The organism is Proteus sp. G2626 (assembly GCF_009915985.1).
Classification (GTDB): Bacteria; Pseudomonadota; Gammaproteobacteria; order Enterobacterales; family Enterobacteriaceae; genus Proteus; species Proteus vulgaris.
Map to the genome: position 1 here is coordinate 124,153 of NZ_JAABNH010000026.1, position 18,432 is coordinate 142,584.

The 18,432-nt window shown below is 39.7% G+C and carries 17 protein-coding genes; 13 read left to right on the top strand and 4 right to left on the bottom strand.

Annotated features, from left to right (window positions below):
• Positions 1-42: 42 nt before the first annotated feature.
• Positions 43-594, top strand: a complete 552-nt coding sequence (locus GWJ05_RS11645) for a GNAT family N-acetyltransferase (protein WP_036935511.1) — start codon at positions 43-45, stop codon at positions 592-594.
• Between the two features lie 80 nt (positions 595-674).
• On the opposite strand, the gene mnmC is transcribed toward GWJ05_RS11645, so the two are convergent.
• On the bottom strand, positions 675-2,726 hold the full coding sequence (gene mnmC, locus GWJ05_RS11650) for a bifunctional tRNA (5-methylaminomethyl-2-thiouridine)(34)-methyltransferase MnmD/FAD-dependent 5-carboxymethylaminomethyl-2-thiouridine(34) oxidoreductase MnmC (RefSeq protein ID WP_036935513.1): 2,052 nt from the start codon (positions 2,724-2,726) through the stop codon (positions 675-677).
• Positions 2,727-2,931: 205 nt separating this feature from the next.
• Between mnmC and fabB the strand changes: the two genes are divergently transcribed.
• Positions 2,932-4,143, top strand: a complete 1,212-nt coding sequence (gene fabB, locus GWJ05_RS11655; RefSeq protein ID WP_036935515.1) for a beta-ketoacyl-ACP synthase I — start codon at positions 2,932-2,934, stop codon at positions 4,141-4,143.
• Between the two features lie 561 nt (positions 4,144-4,704).
• Here fabB and GWJ05_RS11660 read toward each other — a convergent pair.
• Positions 4,705-5,625, bottom strand: coding sequence for a DMT family transporter (locus tag GWJ05_RS11660; protein WP_036935517.1), 921 nt, complete (start codon positions 5,623-5,625; stop codon positions 4,705-4,707).
• A 121-nt stretch (positions 5,626-5,746) separates the two neighbouring features.
• On the opposite strand from GWJ05_RS11660, the gene GWJ05_RS11665 reads away from it, so the two are divergent.
• The 11 genes from GWJ05_RS11665 (at position 5,747) to GWJ05_RS11715 (ending at position 16,466) form a co-directional block, all read left to right on the top strand.
• Complete coding sequence (locus GWJ05_RS11665) at positions 5,747-6,529, top strand: AraC family transcriptional regulator (RefSeq protein ID WP_087802112.1); 783 nt, start codon at positions 5,747-5,749, stop codon at positions 6,527-6,529.
• A gap of 149 nt (positions 6,530-6,678) precedes the next feature.
• Positions 6,679-7,806, top strand: coding sequence for a 4-phosphoerythronate dehydrogenase PdxB (gene pdxB / locus GWJ05_RS11670; RefSeq protein WP_036935519.1), 1,128 nt, complete (start codon positions 6,679-6,681; stop codon positions 7,804-7,806).
• Positions 7,807-7,851: 45 nt separating this feature from the next.
• Positions 7,852-8,862: an aspartate-semialdehyde dehydrogenase gene (locus tag GWJ05_RS11675; RefSeq protein ID WP_036935521.1), complete on the top strand. Its 1,011-nt coding sequence runs from the start codon at positions 7,852-7,854 to the stop codon at positions 8,860-8,862.
• Positions 8,862-9,746 carry a tRNA pseudouridine(38-40) synthase TruA gene (gene truA, locus GWJ05_RS11680; RefSeq protein ID WP_036935523.1) on the top strand — a complete coding sequence of 295 codons (885 nt, stop codon included), beginning with the start codon at positions 8,862-8,864 and terminating at the stop codon, positions 9,744-9,746. Before GWJ05_RS11675 ends, truA begins: the two co-directional genes overlap by 1 nt.
• Positions 9,747-9,770: 24 nt before the next feature.
• A complete protein-coding gene (locus GWJ05_RS11685; RefSeq protein ID WP_036935525.1) occupies positions 9,771-10,472 on the top strand; it encodes a DedA family protein in 702 nt (233 codons plus the stop codon).
• 169 nt (positions 10,473-10,641) lie between these two features.
• Positions 10,642-11,604 (top strand): acetyl-CoA carboxylase, carboxyltransferase subunit beta, encoded by a 963-nt coding sequence (accD, locus tag GWJ05_RS11690; protein WP_036935527.1) that lies wholly within the window; start codon positions 10,642-10,644, stop codon positions 11,602-11,604.
• A complete protein-coding gene (gene folC, locus GWJ05_RS11695) occupies positions 11,597-12,895 on the top strand; it encodes a bifunctional tetrahydrofolate synthase/dihydrofolate synthase (protein WP_036935529.1) in 1,299 nt (432 codons plus the stop codon). The genes accD and folC overlap by 8 nt, the downstream gene beginning before the upstream one ends.
• Positions 12,885-13,541 carry a cell division protein DedD gene (gene dedD / locus GWJ05_RS11700; RefSeq protein ID WP_036935531.1) on the top strand — a complete coding sequence of 219 codons (657 nt, stop codon included), beginning with the start codon at positions 12,885-12,887 and terminating at the stop codon, positions 13,539-13,541. The genes folC and dedD overlap by 11 nt, the downstream gene beginning before the upstream one ends.
• Positions 13,542-13,725: 184 nt before the next feature.
• Positions 13,726-14,217 carry a colicin V production protein gene (gene cvpA / locus GWJ05_RS11705; RefSeq protein WP_023581692.1) on the top strand — a complete coding sequence of 164 codons (492 nt, stop codon included), beginning with the start codon at positions 13,726-13,728 and terminating at the stop codon, positions 14,215-14,217.
• A gap of 30 nt (positions 14,218-14,247) precedes the next feature.
• Positions 14,248-15,765, top strand: coding sequence for an amidophosphoribosyltransferase (purF, locus tag GWJ05_RS11710; protein ID WP_036935533.1), 1,518 nt, complete (start codon positions 14,248-14,250; stop codon positions 15,763-15,765).
• A gap of 119 nt (positions 15,766-15,884) precedes the next feature.
• Positions 15,885-16,466: a UbiX family flavin prenyltransferase gene (locus GWJ05_RS11715; protein WP_036935535.1), complete on the top strand. Its 582-nt coding sequence runs from the start codon at positions 15,885-15,887 to the stop codon at positions 16,464-16,466.
• Between the two features lie 287 nt (positions 16,467-16,753).
• Here the strand turns inward: GWJ05_RS11715 and GWJ05_RS11720 are convergent, their stop codons facing one another.
• Together GWJ05_RS11720 and GWJ05_RS11725 are read right to left on the bottom strand one after the other, a co-directional pair.
• Positions 16,754-17,659 (bottom strand): TIGR01777 family oxidoreductase, encoded by a 906-nt coding sequence (locus tag GWJ05_RS11720; RefSeq protein ID WP_161681419.1) that lies wholly within the window; start codon positions 17,657-17,659, stop codon positions 16,754-16,756.
• A 63-nt stretch (positions 17,660-17,722) separates the two neighbouring features.
• Positions 17,723-18,340, bottom strand: coding sequence for a glutathione binding-like protein (locus tag GWJ05_RS11725; protein ID WP_036935539.1), 618 nt, complete (start codon positions 18,338-18,340; stop codon positions 17,723-17,725).
• Between the last annotated feature and the right edge of the window lie 92 nt (positions 18,341-18,432).

The window sequence follows — 18,432 nt, forward strand, 5'->3', positions numbered from 1 at the left end:
GTTTAACTATCAAAGTATTAAAGTACAGAACTGGAAATAGATATGACAATCACACAAAATAAAATAAAAAATAACGCTATTACACTTCGTCAAACTCAAATTGATGATGCCATTAAATTACCTGTCATTGAGCAATCAGCAGGGCAACTTTTTAGCACATTAGAAGACTTAAAGTGGATCAGTGAAAGTGATGTCCAAGGGGTTGAAACACATCTAGAATTTATTAACCAACATGATCATTGGGTCGCGGTTAATCATGACAATGAACCTGTGGGATTTATTATGACGCAAACATTGCCTGATAGTTTATTTATTCATGAACTTTCTGTCAGTCAAGATTGGCAAAATAACGGAATTGGTAAATTACTTATTCAGAAAGTAAAAGATGAAGCAAAAGCACGTAAATTTGATGCTGTTACACTGACAACGTTTCGTCATGTTCCTTGGAATGCACCGTATTATCAACGCTTAGGTTTTTCTATTTTACCAGAGAACGAAGTTCCACACTCTTTGCAAGAAATTTTAGATCATGAAGTCGATAAAGGGGGGTTTGTGAAAGAAACTCGCTGTGCAATGAAATGTAAGATTTATTAGGTTATAACATTAAAAATAATAACGTTAAAAAAAGTAAGCTAAGCAACCTAGAATGGTTGCTTAGACGCCAACTGGATATGCTACTTTTTGACTTCAATTGCTTTTCCACGTAGTAATGGCCTTACCCAAAAACGATTAGGGTGTAAGGCATTCAACACACTATCTTCAACCGGAAAGGGTTCATCAAAAATTTGGCTTGCGAGAATTTCGGCTGATAACGGTGCTGAACATAATCCACGAGAGCCTAATGCGCTGAGAATATAAAGTTGATGATAAGCTGGCGCTAAAACGGGTATTTGTCTTCTACGCTTAAACCTATCTAAATGAGTGTACGCTAGTAGCAAGTTTTCAAAGTCAGGAACTTCACCTAATAGTGGCAGATGATCGCGTATCGTACAACGAATACCTACTCGTGCATTGTTTTGGCTAAAATCAACATCAAAGCACCAAGGTGTTTTGGCTAAACAGTGAGTAAGATGGTATTGATTGTCTTCTTGCTCCTCACTGGAAACCGTCAGGTCTAACCTATCTCGGCGAAAGCTTGCGCCAACACAATGCAAATTATCTTGATGATCAACAGGTGTAAAATAGCCATCATAACAAAGTACGGTTTTTAGCTTTGATAATGTCTTTGTTGTTGGTATATGGCTAACTTGGCCTCTGACAGCGCTAATAGGTAACTTAGCACTTTGAGAAAAGTCAGTAATTCGATGCCCATTCGCCAATATAACGCAATCATGTTGTGATTGAACTTGTGTGACTTGATTTTCATTCTGATGAACGATATCTAAGCACCAAAATGCACCTTGTACATTTATTTGTGTGACTTGATGATTAAATTGCAGTATTAACCCTAATTGCTGAGCATATTTTAGTGCTTGAGTGGTTAATTCAGTGGGAGAAAGCCAACCTGCTTGCGGATAAAAAAGCCCCTCGTAATTAATATCTAATCCGCACAGGGTGTTTATCTCATCTTGAGAACAGTAACGAGCTATTTCGTGAAAAGATACAGAATGATTAATGATCCGTTCTGCCTTTTTTCGCACTCTATCATTATAAATAAGCTGAGCAACACCCGACCATTGATGAGAAAACATAATGCCAGCTTGACGTAGATTGTCATAAGTACGTCGAGCAAATAAGAATGCGGTTGTAAAAAATTGCTCTATTTCGTCTGACTTACCATTTAACAAAGGATATAACACCCCTTGTCGATTACCTGATGCATTTGTTGCGGGCTGTTTATCTTCACAATATAAGGTGACTTTAGCGCCTCTTCTTAAGCAAGAAAGTGCGATAAAGGTACTGGCAATACCGCCGCCTATAATAGCGATATCTTGTGCTTGTGTTGCATGAGGCCGTGCATAATAAGGTAGATATTCGGGAGAGGGAGAATGAGGGAATACACCTGTCAGCATCTCTCTTTTTTGCCCAAATCCTTTGATCTTTTTTATTTCAAATCCAACACGTTGCAAGCCTCTCTTTACAATGCCAGCTGCAGTAAATGTCGAAAATGTCCCATTTTCTCTCATTGAATCTGCCATGGATTGAAAGAGCGTTTCACTCCACATTTGTGGATTTTTAGAAGGGGCAAAGCCATCGAGAAACCATGCATCTACTTTATTGTGCAGTGCTTGGCGAGTTTGTGGTAATAATGTATTGATATCACCGAACCATAAGTCTAGTGTAATTGCCCCATCTGCGAGAATAATGCGGTGACAGCCTGCGAGAGGTAACGGCCATTGAGCACAAAGTGCTTTTGAATATTTTTCAAGTTCAGGCCAATTGCAATGTGCGGATTGTAAATCATTTTTTGTGAGAGGGAATTTTTCAAAGCTGACATAGTGAAGACGCTTTAAACGCGCGTTGGGTGATGTTTGCTTAAATTGTTCAAATGCTTGCCACAGGGTTAAAAAATTAAGCCCAGTACCAAACCCTGTTTCTGCAATAACACATTCAGAGCGTACATGTGTACCAAAACGTAATGGAAAGTGATTTCCATGTAAGAATACGTGTCGCGTTTCTTCTAGACCATCTTGGTTTGAAAAGTAAATATCGCCAAATTGTTCTGAGATAGGGGTGCCAAGTTCATTCCAACTTAAAGATGCGGTATTTATTGGGCTATTATTCACGGAACTGCCTGTATTTCTGTAAAAAATTATCTAATATCTTAGCGCTGTTAGGAAGGTTGTGCCAGCCTTTAAGGGGAAAGTGTTTTATCAGCTTATCTGCATTTTTGTAAAAAAGATCCTGATCGGACTTGTTCGGCGTACAACTGTACGCTAAAGTGCTACTCAGAAATCCCGCAGCTACAACAATTATTGTAAAGAGGTATGAATGAAGCGCGCAGTGATCACGGGTCTGGGTATTGTTTCGAGCATTGGTAATAACCAGAAAGAAGTGCTGGATTCTTTAAAGGAAGGCCGTTCCGGGATAACTTTCTCAGAAGAATTTAAAGAGATGGGGCTTCGTAGCCACATTTGGGGCAACGTTAAGCTTGATACTGAAGGTCTTATTGACCGTAAAATCCGCCGTTTTATGAGCGACGCATCGGTTTATGCCTATTTATCTATGCAAGAAGCGATAGCTGATTCAGGTCTGAGTGAAGACCAAGTTTCTAATATTCGTTCTGGTTTAGTCGTAGGATCTGGTGGTGGTTCCCCACGTAATCAGGTTCAAGGTTCTGATGGTATGAGAGCAAAAGGTCTACGTGGTGTAGGTCCTTATATGGTAACTCGAGCAATGGCATCAGGTGTTTCAGCGTGTTTAGCCACACCGTTTAAAATTAAAGGCGTTAACTACTCAATCAGTTCTGCTTGTTCTACATCAGCACACTGTATTGGCCACGCTGTTGAGCTTATCCAATTAGGCAAACAAGACGTTGTATTTGCTGGTGGTGGCGAAGAATTAAGTTGGGAAATGACCTGCGAATTTGACGCAATGGGCGCACTTTCAACGAAATATAACGAAACACCAAGTAAAGCTTCCCGTACTTACGATAAAAACCGTGATGGTTTTGTTATCGCTGGTGGTGGTGGCATTGTGGTTGTTGAAGAATTAGAACATGCATTAGCGCGTGGCGCACATATTTATGCTGAAATTGTGGGCTATGGTGCCACTTCTGATGGTGCAGATATGGTTGCACCTTCCGGTGAAGGGGCTGTGCGTTGTATGCAAATGGCAATGCAAGATGTTGAGAAAGTTGATTACATCAATACACATGGTACTTCAACGCCAGTGGGTGATTTAAAAGAACTTGAAGCTATCACTGAAGTATTTGGCACACACACTCCTGCCATTTCAGCAACGAAGGCCATGACTGGTCACTCATTAGGTGCTGCTGGTGTACATGAAGCAATTTATAGTCTATTAATGCTAGAACACGGTTTTATTGCACCAAGTATTAATATTGAAGAATTAGACGATAAAGCACTGGGTATGAATATTATTACTCAGCCAACAGAACAAAAGTTAAACACAGTTATGTCAAATAGCTTTGGTTTTGGTGGTACGAATGCATCATTAGTAATGAGTAAATATAAAAACTAGTTACTAATACTTATTTTCTTATATAAAAAAGGCAGGCTTCATTTTAATGGAGACTGCTTTTTATTTTAAATCCAATATATAAAATAAATTATTATTCTAATAAAGATATCTTTCGAATAAAAAATATTTAAAAAAGATTATATAAATAATTTTTTAAAATACCTATCTTAATAGTTACTGATTTTATTATTCTAATAAAATAGACGGTTTTTTATAACTAATTGTTTTTATTATAAAGTAAATTCAAGTGTGTTTTATTTCAATCGTTTAATTTAATTGTAACTAAAATCATTAAATGTTTTGTTTTATATAGAGTTAGGTTAATAGAAAGGGCCAATAGGACAAAAAGAGCGGTAAAAAATTGATCTGGATTATTTTATTACAAATAAGTAGGAGCTATTTAATATAAAAGTTGGTAATGTTTGTCACGGATACTTGTATTACTTTATATTTTATACTTTGATTTCTTATGTTAGTTTTATTCATTAAATCTAATATCATGAATGTGACCGGCTAAAAGTTTAGCCGGCATTTTTTTATTATCGTCTTTTGGACATTGACTCACATCTCCTGATGACAATCTGCTTTTTTCGTTGCAGATTGACGTCGGAAATTCAGCGGTGTTCTAAGTTGTTGAACCAAAAGCACACCCAGTAACACAATACCACCACCGACTAAATGATAGCTGTGCATTTCTTCACCAAGAAGTGCGATGGCAATCATTGCGGTAAATAATGGCATCAAGTTCATAAAAATAGAGGTTGTATTCGCACCTAATTTCATCACACCTAAGATCCACAAATAAGGTGCAAGAATAGAAGCGCCAATACCTGCAAAAATGACTAACCCAACATTATCTTTCGATAATGCTACGCTTTCGGTAAGAAAGAAGTTTGGTAATAATAACAGAACACCAAACCCAATTTGAACATAAAGTGATTGCCAATTAGGTAGCGTGATTGACCATCGTTTTGTTAAAACGCCATAGAGTGCGTATGATGCTGATGCAATAAACATCATTAGCTCGCCATAGCCCAATCCTTGAGAGAGTAGATGAGAGGGTTCGCCACGGCTAATTAGCCAGACCAGACCACTAATTGAAAGTACTGTACCTAGCACTATCCCAACAGTAGGCACTACTCGTAAAACAAAAATACTGATAATTACAGTCAGTAATGGGATCAGCGAATTTAAAATACCCATAAATGTGGCGCTAACATAATGTGCAGCATAATAAGCTAGACTTTGGTACATCACCATTCCTAATGCACCAAGAATAAATAATTTCCACCAGTATTGTTTGACGATTTTACGATGATGCCAAACCGGCATGATCAAAAAAGGCGTCATGATTAAAAAGGCGAGAAACCAACGATAAAAAGAGATAGCCGCAGGATCGATAACAGACGCAGCAGCTTTATTGACGACGGCATTAATGGACCAGATCAGTACCGCTAAGAGCGGAAAAATTGCATTCTTCATTGTTCTCATATCTATTTTTAAACCAGATCGCTATTGTAAGCCTGTCTGATTAGATATATATAATGAAAACCAGACAACAGATAGGTCAATAAAGACAACATGACATGAGAACAACATAAAGATGACAATTGAACAACAAAAAATACAAGGGTTATTGTCTGATCCAGATACGGTTCGATTTCGTGATGAGCAATTATTAGCAGAAACGGAGTTTGTTTATCATCAACATGATTTTGGTCAGTTACTTTATGTGATTTCAGGTGTTATGGATTTAGAAGCGGGAGGACAGCGATTCTTAGCACCCCCTGAATTTAGTGTGTGGATCCCTAAAAATGTAGGGCATGCTAGTTATAATAAAAAAACACTTTCTTTTAAAGTCCTAGATATTGCACCTAATTGGTGTGAAGGATTGTTGGATAAACCGTGTTTAATTCAATTAAGTGCTATTTTTTCAACTATATTTTCTGATTTTTTTTATCGCGGTATCTGTAAACCCCAAACAGAAGAAGATTTTCGATTAGCACAAGTGTTAATTGATCAACTTAAAGTGTCGCCGATCCATCACACTTATTTACCTTCATCTAAAGATAAATTATTGGCGCCTATATTATCTATTTTAGAACAAAATCCAGCTGATAATACATCATTAGAGCAATGGGCTAAAAAACGTTATACCTCAGAAAGAACACTATCCCGACGTTGTCAGCAAGAATTAGGTATGTCTTTTAGCGAATGGCGTAAGCGCTTGCGCTTTTTACATGCGATTTCTTTATTAGAACAAGGGAAAAGTGTGAATGAAATTGCCTTCGATGTGGGTTATAGCTCTTCGTCTTCATTTATTGCAATGTTTCAACAATTTGCGGGTACGACGCCAGAGCGTTTTCGTCGATTACCTAGTTGTTAAATCTTCTTTTCATATATTTACTTAAAATCTAGGCAGATTTTACTGTCAATAATAGGCTTTGTTGTTAATAAGTGGCAAAATAGACCGCTTAATTTTATTTTTCGATAGATTGTTGACACACATAAATACCAAATCAGTGAGATAACACAGTGAAAATTCTGGTTGATGAAAACATGCCTTATGCGGAACAGCTTTTCCGCCAATTAGGTGAGGTAAAAGCGGTTTCTGGTCGTCCTTTACCTATTGATGAACTTAATGATTCTGATGCCTTAATGGTGAGATCAATTACTAAAGTCAATGAGTCCTTATTATCAGGCAAGCCAGTGAAATTTGTTGGAACGGCAACGGCAGGTTTTGATCATGTGGATATTGCATGGCTGGAGCAACAACAAATTGGTTTTTCATCAGCGCCAGGTTGTAATGCTATTGCTGTTGTTGAGTATGTTTTTTCTGCACTCATGATGTTTGCAGAGCAAGACGGCTTTCAATTAACTGATAAAGTCGTTGGTATTGTGGGGGTGGGAAATGTAGGCGGGCGGTTAGCAACACGCTTACGTGCATTGGGGGTGGCTGTGTTACTTTGCGATCCACCTAGAGCAGATAATGGTGATAATGAAGAATTCCATTCATTGGAAACGCTACTAGAAAAAGCAGATATTCTGACTTTTCATACACCTCTTAATAAATCAGGTCCATACAAAAGTTATCATTTAATTAACGAGAGCAACCTTAAAGAATTACCAGAAGGGCGTATTTTAATTAATGCAAGCCGTGGTGAAGTGGTTGATAATAAAGCATTATTATCAATTCTTGACAAAGGTAAATCCTTACGTGTGGTTTTAGATGTCTGGGAGCCAGAGCCTGATCTTTCTATTGAATTATTAAATAAAGTCGATATAGGCACTCCACATATTGCGGGTTATACCTTAGAGGGTAAAGCACGTGGTACAACACAAGTATTTGAAGCTTATTGTGGTTTTATTGGACAGCCTCAACAAGTTGAATTATCAACTTTGTTGCCAGCGCCGACTATCTCAACCATTTCAGTGCAAGGTGAGCTAACACAAACGTTATTAAAACAACTCATCCACCTTGTTTATGATGTGCGTCGTGATGATGCATCATTACGAAAAGTGGCAGGCGTAAAAGGAGAGTTTGATAAATTACGCAAACTTTATCCTGTACGCCGAGAATGGTCTTCACTGCATGTGATTTGTGATAACCAAACCACAGCCAATACATTAAATGCGATTGGTTTTAGTGCGACACACAAATAAAGCACAACATTATTTTAAAAATTTTACGGTATTGGAGGATATCTTATGGGAGAAGGTTGGAATATTGCTGTTGTGGGTGCAACAGGCGCTGTTGGTGAGGCAATTTTAGAGCTGTTACAAGAGCGTGAATTTCCCATTGGCGAACTGACGGCAATTGCGAGTGAAGACAGCATTGGAAAATCTGTGCGTGTAAACAGCAAAAGTGTTGCTGTTCAAGGTATTCACAATATCGATTGGGCAGATATTCAATTAGCTTTCTTTGCTGCTCCTACTGAAATTAGTGCGCAATATGCACAACAAGCCGCAGATGCAGGCTGTATTATTATTGATTGTAGTGGCATTTTTGCAATGGATTGGGATGTACCGTTGGTTGTTCCTGGTGTGAACAGCGCAATGCTAGCAGAATATCGCACCCGTAATATTGTCTCCATTGCAGATAGCATGGTCAGCCAATTGTTACGAGCGATTAATCCATTAACAGAAGCTGCTGGTTTGACACGTCTTAGTGTGACTAATTTAATGTCTGTCTCCCGTTTAGGAAAACAAGCTGTTGATGAACTTGCTGGACAAAGTGCTCGTTTGCTTAATGGGATCCCACCTGAATTAGGTCGTTTTAATAAGCAACTGGCTTTTAATATTTTACCTCTCATGGTTGATGACGAAGGTTCAGTACAAGAAGAGCGTCGTATGGTTGACCAAATTCGTAAGATTTTACAAGACGAAGGCCTTCCAATTTCTGTGACAACATTACAGGCGCCTGTTTTCTATGGTAATGCACAATCAGTGCAATTAGAAACATCACGCCCAATGGGCAGTGATGAAGCGCGTGAAACATTACAAGAAAATGAAGATCTGAGCATTAGTGAAGAAAATGATTTCCCAACACAAGTCACCGATGCTTCGGGGAATGTGAACCTAAATTTAGGTTGCTTCCGCAATGATTATGGTATGCCAGAAGCATTACAATTTTGGTCAGTAGCAGATAATGTACGCTTTGGTGGAGCATTAATGGCTGTTGAAGTAGCAGAACAATTAATGCAGGAGCAGTTTTACTAATGAATGCGTCAGTGAGTGCTGAAGTTGCAGAACAATCCTTGACTGAGTCAACGGTTCTTTCTGGAAGCACAACAATCAAAATCGCGTTAGGCGTTGAATATGATGGTAGCCACTATTATGGCTGGCAACGCCAAAATGAAGTACGTAGTGTACAAGAACGATTAGAAAAAGCGCTTTCACAGGTGGCTAATGAACCTATATCGGTTTTTTGTGCAGGAAGAACTGATGCTGGTGTACATGCGACAGGGCAAGTTGTTCATTTTGAAACAACGGCACACCGCAAAGATCCGGCATGGACAATGGGCGTTAATACGCATTTACCTGCGGATATTGCAGTCCGTTGGGTAAAAACGGTGTCTGATGATTTTCATGCGCGTTTTAGTGCAACGGCAAGGCGTTATCGTTATGTGATTTTTAATCATCGTTACCGTCCTGCTATTTTGTCATCTGGAGTGACACATTTTCATTACCCTTTAGATGCTGAACGTATGCATCAAGCCGCGCAATGTTTATTGGGTGAAAATGACTTTACCTCTTTTAGAGCCGTTCAATGTCAATCACGAACGCCATGGCGTAACGTTATGCATGTTAACGTTTCTCGATATGGTGATTATGTTGTGGTGGATATTAAAGCGAATGCTTTTGTACACCATATGGTGCGAAATATTGTCGGTAGCCTTTTAGAAATAGGGTGTGGCAACCAGGATATTACTTGGATGGCTGAACTATTAGCCTTAAAAGACAGAACCAAAGCTGCGGCAACAGCGAAAGCGAATGGTTTGTATTTGGTGTCCGTAGATTATCCTGAACATTTTGAATTACCAAAACCTGCAATGGGCCCACTATTTTTAGCGGATAACCCTATTGAGATATCTCAATCATAAAAACACCCAGTACTCTGAGGATTTATGGAAATATTAACGCAATTTGTTGATTTAATAAAATTTCTAATTGATTTCATTTTACATATTGATGCACATTTAGCAGAGCTTGTTGCTCAATATGGTACGTGGGTCTATGCCATTTTGTTTCTGATTGTTTTTTGTGAAACGGGGCTGGTGGTAACGCCATTTTTACCTGGTGATTCGTTGCTGTTTGTTGCAGGTGCTTTGGCTGCTTTAGATACCAATGATGTGAATGTCCATATTATGGTTTTACTGTTGCTTTGTGCTGCGATTTTAGGTGATGCAGTAAATTATTCTATTGGACGACTTTTTGGCGAAAAGCTATTTAGTAAACCGAATTCACGTATTTTCCGCCGTGAATATCTGGATAAAACCCATGCTTTTTATGAAAAACATGGTGGTAAAGCGATTATTTTGGCAAGATTTGTGCCGATTATCCGAACTTTTGCGCCATTCGTTGCAGGAATGGGAAAAATGTCATATCGTCATTTTGCCTTTTATAATGTAACTGGGGCAATTGCATGGGTACTGCTATTTACTTATGCTGGCTACTTTTTTGGTGACTTAGATATAGTTCAAAAGAACTTAAAATTGCTAATTGTTGCCATTATTGTTATTTCTATTTTACCGGGCGTCATTGAGATCATGCGCCATCGTAGAGCGAGCGCAAAAGCGAAGAAAGAAAGTGATAACAAAGAGGTTTGAGCAGTTATCATCGGTTTTTGCCGTAGAATAGCCATAATAAAGAGATGCGCTGAAATTCAGTAAGCGGTATCATCATAAACTTTGCTAACCACACAGCCAGTGCATTGTGGTTGATACGCTCACAATAATTTTACTGGCGAAGGTCAGATTCAGACGAAAAGGTCCGTTAATGAGCTGGATTGAAAAAATTCTAAATAAAAGCACTATCACAAGTTCACGTAAAGCCAATATCCCAGAAGGGGTTTGGACTAAATGTGATAGCTGTGGACAGGTACTCTATCGCGCAGAATTGGAGCGCAATTTAGAGGTTTGTCCTAAATGTGATCACCATATGCGCATTTCAGCGCGCCGTCGCCTTGAGACGTTCCTTGATTCAGGAAGTACGATAGAATTAGGTAGTGAATTAGAACCTAAAGATATTCTGAAATTCCGCGACTCCAAAAAATATAAAGACAGAATTAGCGCTGCTCAAAAACAAACTCAAGAAAAAGACGCATTAATCGTCATGAAAGGAACATTGAAAAAGATGCCCGTTGTTGCAGCTTCTTTTGAGTTCGCGTTTATGGGCGGTTCTATGGCTTCTGTTGTGGGAGCACGTTTTGTCCGTGCGGTTGAACAAGCGTTAGAAGATAATTGTCCTCTGGTTTGTTTTTCTGCAAGTGGCGGTGCTCGTATGCAAGAAGCGCTGATGTCATTAATGCAAATGGCGAAAACCAGTGCAGCATTAGCAAAAATGCAAGAGCGTGGTTTGCCTTACATTTCAGTCATGACTGACCCTACAATGGGGGGAGTTTCTGCAAGTTTAGCCATGCTAGGTGATATTAACGTTGCGGAGCCTAAAGCACTGATTGGTTTTGCGGGTCCTCGCGTTATTGAGCAAACTGTTCGTGAAAAACTGCCAGCAGGTTTTCAGCGCAGTGAGTTTTTGTTAGAAAAAGGGGCGATTGATATGATTGTACGTCGTCCAGAAATGCGTGATGAGCTGGCTGAATTACTGGCTAAGCTGACTCAATATGATTTAGTCGAAGATGAAGATGAAATCATTAGCGAAGAAATGATTGCTGATGAAATCGAATCTACTGATAACGAGCCAGAAATTAACATCGAAACGAACAAAAAAGAAGATGTCTAATATCATAACCGCTCCTAAAGCCACATCGCCTCTGTCGGTGTGGCTTTCTTATCTTGAACATTTGCATTCAAGCGCCATTGATATGGGGTTAGAACGTGTGGGTAAGGTAGGAAAATTATTAAATGTGTTACGTCCTGCGCCTAAAGTCATTACTGTTTCAGGTACAAATGGAAAAGGCACAACCTGTCATATGCTAGAGTCAATCTTGATGGCATCAGGATTGAAAGTCGGCGTTTATAGCTCCCCTCATCTTGTTCGTTACACTGAGCGTGTCCGCATTCAAGGCAATGAACTCTCTGAAAACGCTTTTTGTGAAGTTTTTGCGGAAATTGAACAAGCTAGAGGCGATATCTCGCTTACTTTTTTTGAATATGGCACGCTTGCAGCACTGAAACTATTTCAGCAAGCACAACTTGATGTTGTGATCCTTGAAGTAGGATTAGGGGGACGATTAGATGCCACCAATATCGTTGATGCTGATGTTGCCACTATCACGAGTATTGCGCTTGATCATACGGATTGGTTAGGGGCCGATAGAGAACATATTGGTCATGAGAAAGCGGGTATCTTCCGCACTGATCACTATGCTGTTGTGGGTGAGCCTGATATGCCTCATTCTATAGCGCTTGTGGCAAATGAAAAACAGGCTAAACTTTTTCGTCGTGGGGTTGATTGGTCTTTTGTTATTGAAGGTGATCATTGGCATTGGCATTGTGCTGATTGTGAATTTGATGCGTTGCCAATCCCTAATATTCCCTTAGCTAATGCAGCTACTGCCATGGGTGTTATTCGTTGCTTGCTCAAATCTGATGATAAAGTTAGTCAAGCAATTACACATCAAAGTATTATTGAAGGCATGTCTCGTGCGCAATTACCGGGGCGCTTTCAGATCATTTCACAACACCCTCTGGTTATCTTTGATGTGGCGCATAATCCTCATGCGGCGGGATATTTAGCTGAAAAATTATCACAATTACCGCGTCAGTCTGATACCCAAGTGCGCATTGTTGTTGGTATGCTAGGTGATAAAGATATTGCGGGAACATTAGCGTGCTTAATACCATTGGCTGATAGTTGGTATGTTGCTCCACTTAATGAATTTCGTGGCGCCTCAGCGCACGTGCTTGCTCAGCATCTTGAAAATCCATCGGTATTTGAGAGTGTAGAGACGGCATGGAAACAAGCTATGTCTGATGCTAATCCTGATGATATCATCGTGGTTTGTGGCTCATTTCATACAGTCGCGCATGTGATGGAACTTTTGGAAAAGGAGAGTATGGGTGGCGAGTAAATTTCAAAATCGTTTAGTCGGAGCCGTGGTATTAGTGGCTGTCGGGGTTATTTTTTTACCTGCGTTGCTTGACGGCGATAAGAAATATAACGAAGACCAATTTGCCGCTATTCCTTTAGTACCCAAACCAGGCGATGAGCAAGAAATTGAATCTATCGCACCTATAGAGCAAACGACAACACCGTCAACGCCATCTGAAGGTGCTTCTGAAGCTATGCTTTCTGAAGCAGTAACCGGTGTTGAACAACCTACGGCAACACCACCACAATCGCCAAACGTTGTTCCTGTTACACCATTAGAACAACCGACACCTACACCACCAGAACAACCCAAACCTGTGCCACCAGTGGTCACGCCACCTGTACAACCATCAGTACCTCCAGTACAAGAAACGAAACCACCAAAAGGCGAAGCGTGGGTTGTTCAACTGGGTGCATTGAAAAATGCGGCGAAGGTAGAAGAAATTATTGCGAAAATGCATTTCTCAGGTTATCCAGTATATACCGTTCCTGCGCGTCCTGTTGCGGGACAAATGACTCGAATTTACATTGGGCCAAGTGCTTCTAAGTCTGAATTACAGGACATTTTACCGCATTTAAAAGAGCTTACAGGCTTGCAAGGTGAGGTAAGGGCATATAAGCCTTAATTTTTCTAAACGTGTCATCTGATGAGTGATGTAACAAAGCGTTAACTGATTGCGGCGATTATGATTTTTCATATCGCCGTAAATTATTTTGAAATTAGCGAAAATTAGCATTACGCAAACGTTTTCGTTTTCTGTTAGAATGCTTCCGTATTAATGCGGAGCATCGTTATTGGATAAAGAATTTATGGTCTGGATAGATTACGCCATCATTGCCATTATTGGTTTTTCCGCATTAGTCAGCCTGATCCGTGGCTTTGTTCGTGAAGCACTGTCACTCATCACCTGGGGTTGTGGTTTTTTTGTTGCTAGTCAGTTTTATCCTTATCTTGCCGTCTATTTTACTCGGTTTGAAGATGAGCTGGTTCGTAACGGGATAGCAATAGTCACTTTGTTTATTGCGACACTGATTGTCGGTGCCGTTGTTAATTATGTGATTAGCTCTCTTGTTCAACGCACAGGGTTATCAGGTACAGATCGAGTTTTGGGGGTCTGTTTCGGAGCATTAAGAGGTGTGCTGATCGTGTCGGCATTATTGTTTGTTCTAGGGGCATTTACGCCTATGGCAGATAGCGCTGATTGGCAACGTTCTGAACTTATTCCTCAATTCAACCATATTATTAGGTGGTTCTTTGACTACCTGCAAAATGCGTCAAGTTTCGTGTCGGAGAGAATATAACCTCTCCGTCTGGCTGATGAGGATCTATTCATGTGCGGTATTGTCGGTATCGCTGGAGCGAATCCAGTAAACCAATCAATTTATGATGCGTTAACGGTGTTACAACACCGAGGTCAAGATGCAGCTGGCATTGCAACGATAGACGGTAACAACGGTTTCCGTCTTCGCAAGGCTAACGGACTGGTTAAAGATGTGTTTGAAACCCGTCATATGTTGCGTTTAAAAGGTACTATCGGGATAGGGCATGTCCGTTATCCAACAGCGGGTAGTTCTAGTGCATCAGAAGCGCAACCTTTTTATGTGAATTCACCTTTTGGTATTACGTTGGCACATAATGGTAATTTAACCAATGCGCATTTATTACGTCGCCAATTATTTGAAACAGCGCGTCGCCATATCAATACCACCTCTGATTCAGAAATCCTGCTCAATGTATTGGCATATGAATTAGACCGTTTTGACCATTTCCCTCTAGAGCCTGATAATATCTTTGCTGCCGTCGCGGCAATGCATAAAAAATTACGTGGTGCTTATGCTTGTGTTGCGTTGATCATTGGTCACGGTTTATTAGCTTTTCGTGATCCTTTTGGTATTCGTCCTTTAGTGTTAGGTAAACGTACATTAGAAGATGGTAGCCATGAATATATGGTCGCATCTGAAAGCGTTGCTCTTGATACTTTGGGTTTTGAATTTTTGCGTGATGTTGCACCAGGAGAAGCGGTTTATATCACAGAACAAGGCCAACTCTTTACCCGCCAATGTGCTGAAAATCCACAATTAATGCCATGTCTATTTGAATACGTTTATTTTGCTCGCCCAGATTCCTTTATAGATAAAATTTCGGTTTACAATGCGCGTTTGCGTATGGGGCAAAAATTAGGCGCTAAAATTGCGAAAGAGTGGGAAGATTTACAGATTGATGTGGTGATCCCTATTCCTGAAACCTCTTGTGATATCGCATTAGAAATCGCTCATATTCTTAATAAACCGTATCGCCAAGGTTTTGTAAAAAATCGCTATGTGGGGCGTACTTTTATTATGCCCGGTCAGCAAGAACGTCGTAAATCAGTAAGACGTAAATTGAATGCAAATCGTGCAGAGTTTCGCGATAAAAATGTTTTATTGATTGATGACTCCATTGTTCGAGGCACAACGTCAGAGCAAATCGTCGAGTTAGCAAGAGAAGCTGGTGCGAAGAAAGTTTATTTTGCTTCAGCAGCACCGGAAGTTCGCTTCCCTAATGTGTATGGTATTGACATGCCAAATGCCAATGAGCTTATTGCTCATGGACGCGAAGTGGATGAAATCCGTAAATTAATTGGTGCGGATGGCCTTATCTTCCAAGATCTCTCTGATTTAATTGCCGCCGTACAAGAAGAAAACCCTGATATTAGTCAGTTTGAATGTTCCGTGTTTGATGGTGTTTATATCACGAAAGATATTGACCAAGATTATCTAGATTATTTGGAAAATCTTCGTCGTGATGATGAACACAAGATCAGAGATCAAAATGAAATAGAAAACTTGGAAATCTATAACGAAGGTTAGTTTTTCGGTAGAATAGTTCCCTTATAAAGCGTCGATGCCAGTGTGTTCTGCATCGGCGCTTGTTTTTTGAGGGTTTATCATCATAATGATTTATGTTGATATATATTCTGAGGATTATAATGAAAAAGCTGATAGTTGGGCTAACTGGTGCCAGTGGTGCAATTTACGGTATACGCTTATTAGAAATTCTGAAATCTGTGCCGTCAGTTGAAACCCATTTAGTGATTAGCCAAGCTGCGCGCCGTACGATTTCATTAGAAACGGATTATTCGCTAAAAGATATCCATGCGTTAGCAGATGTGATTTATGACGATCGTGATATTGGTGCGTCAATTTCTTCAGGATCATTTCGTGTTAATGGGATGGTAATTTTACCTTGCTCAATTAAAAGTTTATCAGGCATTGTTCATAGTTATACCGATACTTTAGTCACTCGTGCTGCAGATGTTGTGCTGAAAGAAGGGCGAAAATTAGTGTTATGTGTGCGCGAAACGCCTCTGCATTTAGGCCATTTGCGCTTGATGACACAAGCGTCTGAATTAGGTGTAGTAATTATGCCACCTGTCCCAGCTTTCTATTTTCAGCCTAAAACCATTGATGATATTGTTAATCAAACGGTTAATCGTGTACTCGATCAGTTTGAGATTGATTTGCCTGATGATTTATTTCAAAGGTGGGAAGGCGATAAACCTGCTCGCTAAGTATACTCGTCATACTTCAAGTTGTAGCGTTGTTGACTGCGTTCATTCGCACTAGTCACATACTATTGTATGCTCCTAGCGACTCATTTACTTGTCGCCTAGCTACACCTTGAATTATTTAGAGTATTTACACGCTATCCTTTAAGTTGTAGCATTGTTGACTGCGTTCATTCGTACTAGCCACATATATAGTATGCGCTTAGAGACTCATTCACTTGTCGCCTAGCTACAGCTTGAATTATTTAGAGTATTTATTCGGTAGAATATTTATACCGAATTAAAAGAGATTATTTTCCTGTGGTTATAATATCTTTTAATGTCTCTTCCAAATGTGGGTGACGAAATTCAAAACCAGCATTAAGTAATTTTTCAGGGATGGCTTGTTGCCCGCCTAACACTAATGTTGCACTTTCTCCCATCACTAGACGTAATACACTTTCAGGAACGGTCATTAAGGCTGGGCGATTAAAAGCTTTACCTAATAGGCGAGTAAATTCTTTATTTTGTATAGGGTTAGGCGCTGTTAAGTTAAAAGCACCTTTAGCATCTTGAGTCTTAAGCAAGAAAATAATCGCATTGACCATATCATCAATATGGATCCACGGCATATACTGTTTCCCATTTCCTAGTTTACCGCCTAATCCGAGCTTAAAGGGTTTGCTCATTTTAGGGAGTGCGCCACCGAGTGTTGAAAGCACAATACCAGTACGCAATAAGCAAACGCGAGTTAAAGGGGTTTGTGCTTCAAGTGCGATACGTTCCCATTTGGCACAAAGTTCATGGGTAAATTCAGGGTTTGCCGGTGTTTCTTCAGTGACACGATTATCACCTTGATCACCATAAAATCCCACCGCAGAGCCAGAAATAAACACAGTAGGGGGAGAATCGCTAGCTTTAATTAATTCAACCAACTTTTGGGTTAAATCACAACGACTATCCACGAGTTTCTGTTTTTGAGAGGGAGTCCAACGGTTATCAGCAATAGGCTCTCCAGCAAGATTAATAACGGCATCAAACTCATTCAGATTTTGTTTATCACTGAGTTGGGTCCAACAGGCGATTTCATTACAAAAATGCGAATAGACTTTTTGAGGTGAACGAGAAAGCACCGTAATATCATTATTAGATAGTGCAAGTTCGCACACTAATGCTTTGCCAATTAATCCTGTACCACCTGTAATAAGTATTTTCATCACCATCCTCCTGATCATCTTGCCTAATAAAGAATAAATATCATCCTGATATATGAATTGCGTTTATTCACCAAAGAGTTTTTTCGCAGCTGGGCGTTGGGTAATGTTGTTTTGCCATTTTTCTACCGCAGGGTAATTTGCCAAATCAATGTTATGATGTTCGTGCCGACGAACCCATGTATATGTGGCGATATCCGCGATGCTGTACTCTTTTCCACCAAGGTAAGGTGATTGTGTTAACCTTTTTTCTAATACGTCATATAAACGCTGTGTTTCTTCAGTATAACGTTTAATTGCGTATGGAACTTTTTCGGTCGCATAACGAGTAAAATGATGATTTTGTCCTAACATTGGGCCAAAACCCCCCACTTGCCAAAACAGCCATTGCAGTTGTGTTGTTTTTTCTCTCATGTTTGTGCTCAGTAATTTGCCACTTTTTTCAGCGAGATAGATAAGAATAGCACCTGATTCAAAAATAGAGATTGGCTCACCGCCATCAGCAGGTGATTTATCAACAATAGCGGGAATTTTATTATTGGGTGAGATAGCTAAAAACTCCGGTTTAAATTGATCGCCTTTACTAATATCAATGTGATGTACCTGATAAGGTAGACCCACTTCTTCAAGGAAAAGCGTTATTTTATGGCCATTTGGGGTATCTGCATAATATAAATCAATCATTGAAAGCTCCAAAGTAAAGTAGGCACGAAATACTTAGTATATCCACAGTCTGCCTTCTAACATCATAAAAAGCAAAAAAGTGCAAGATGCAT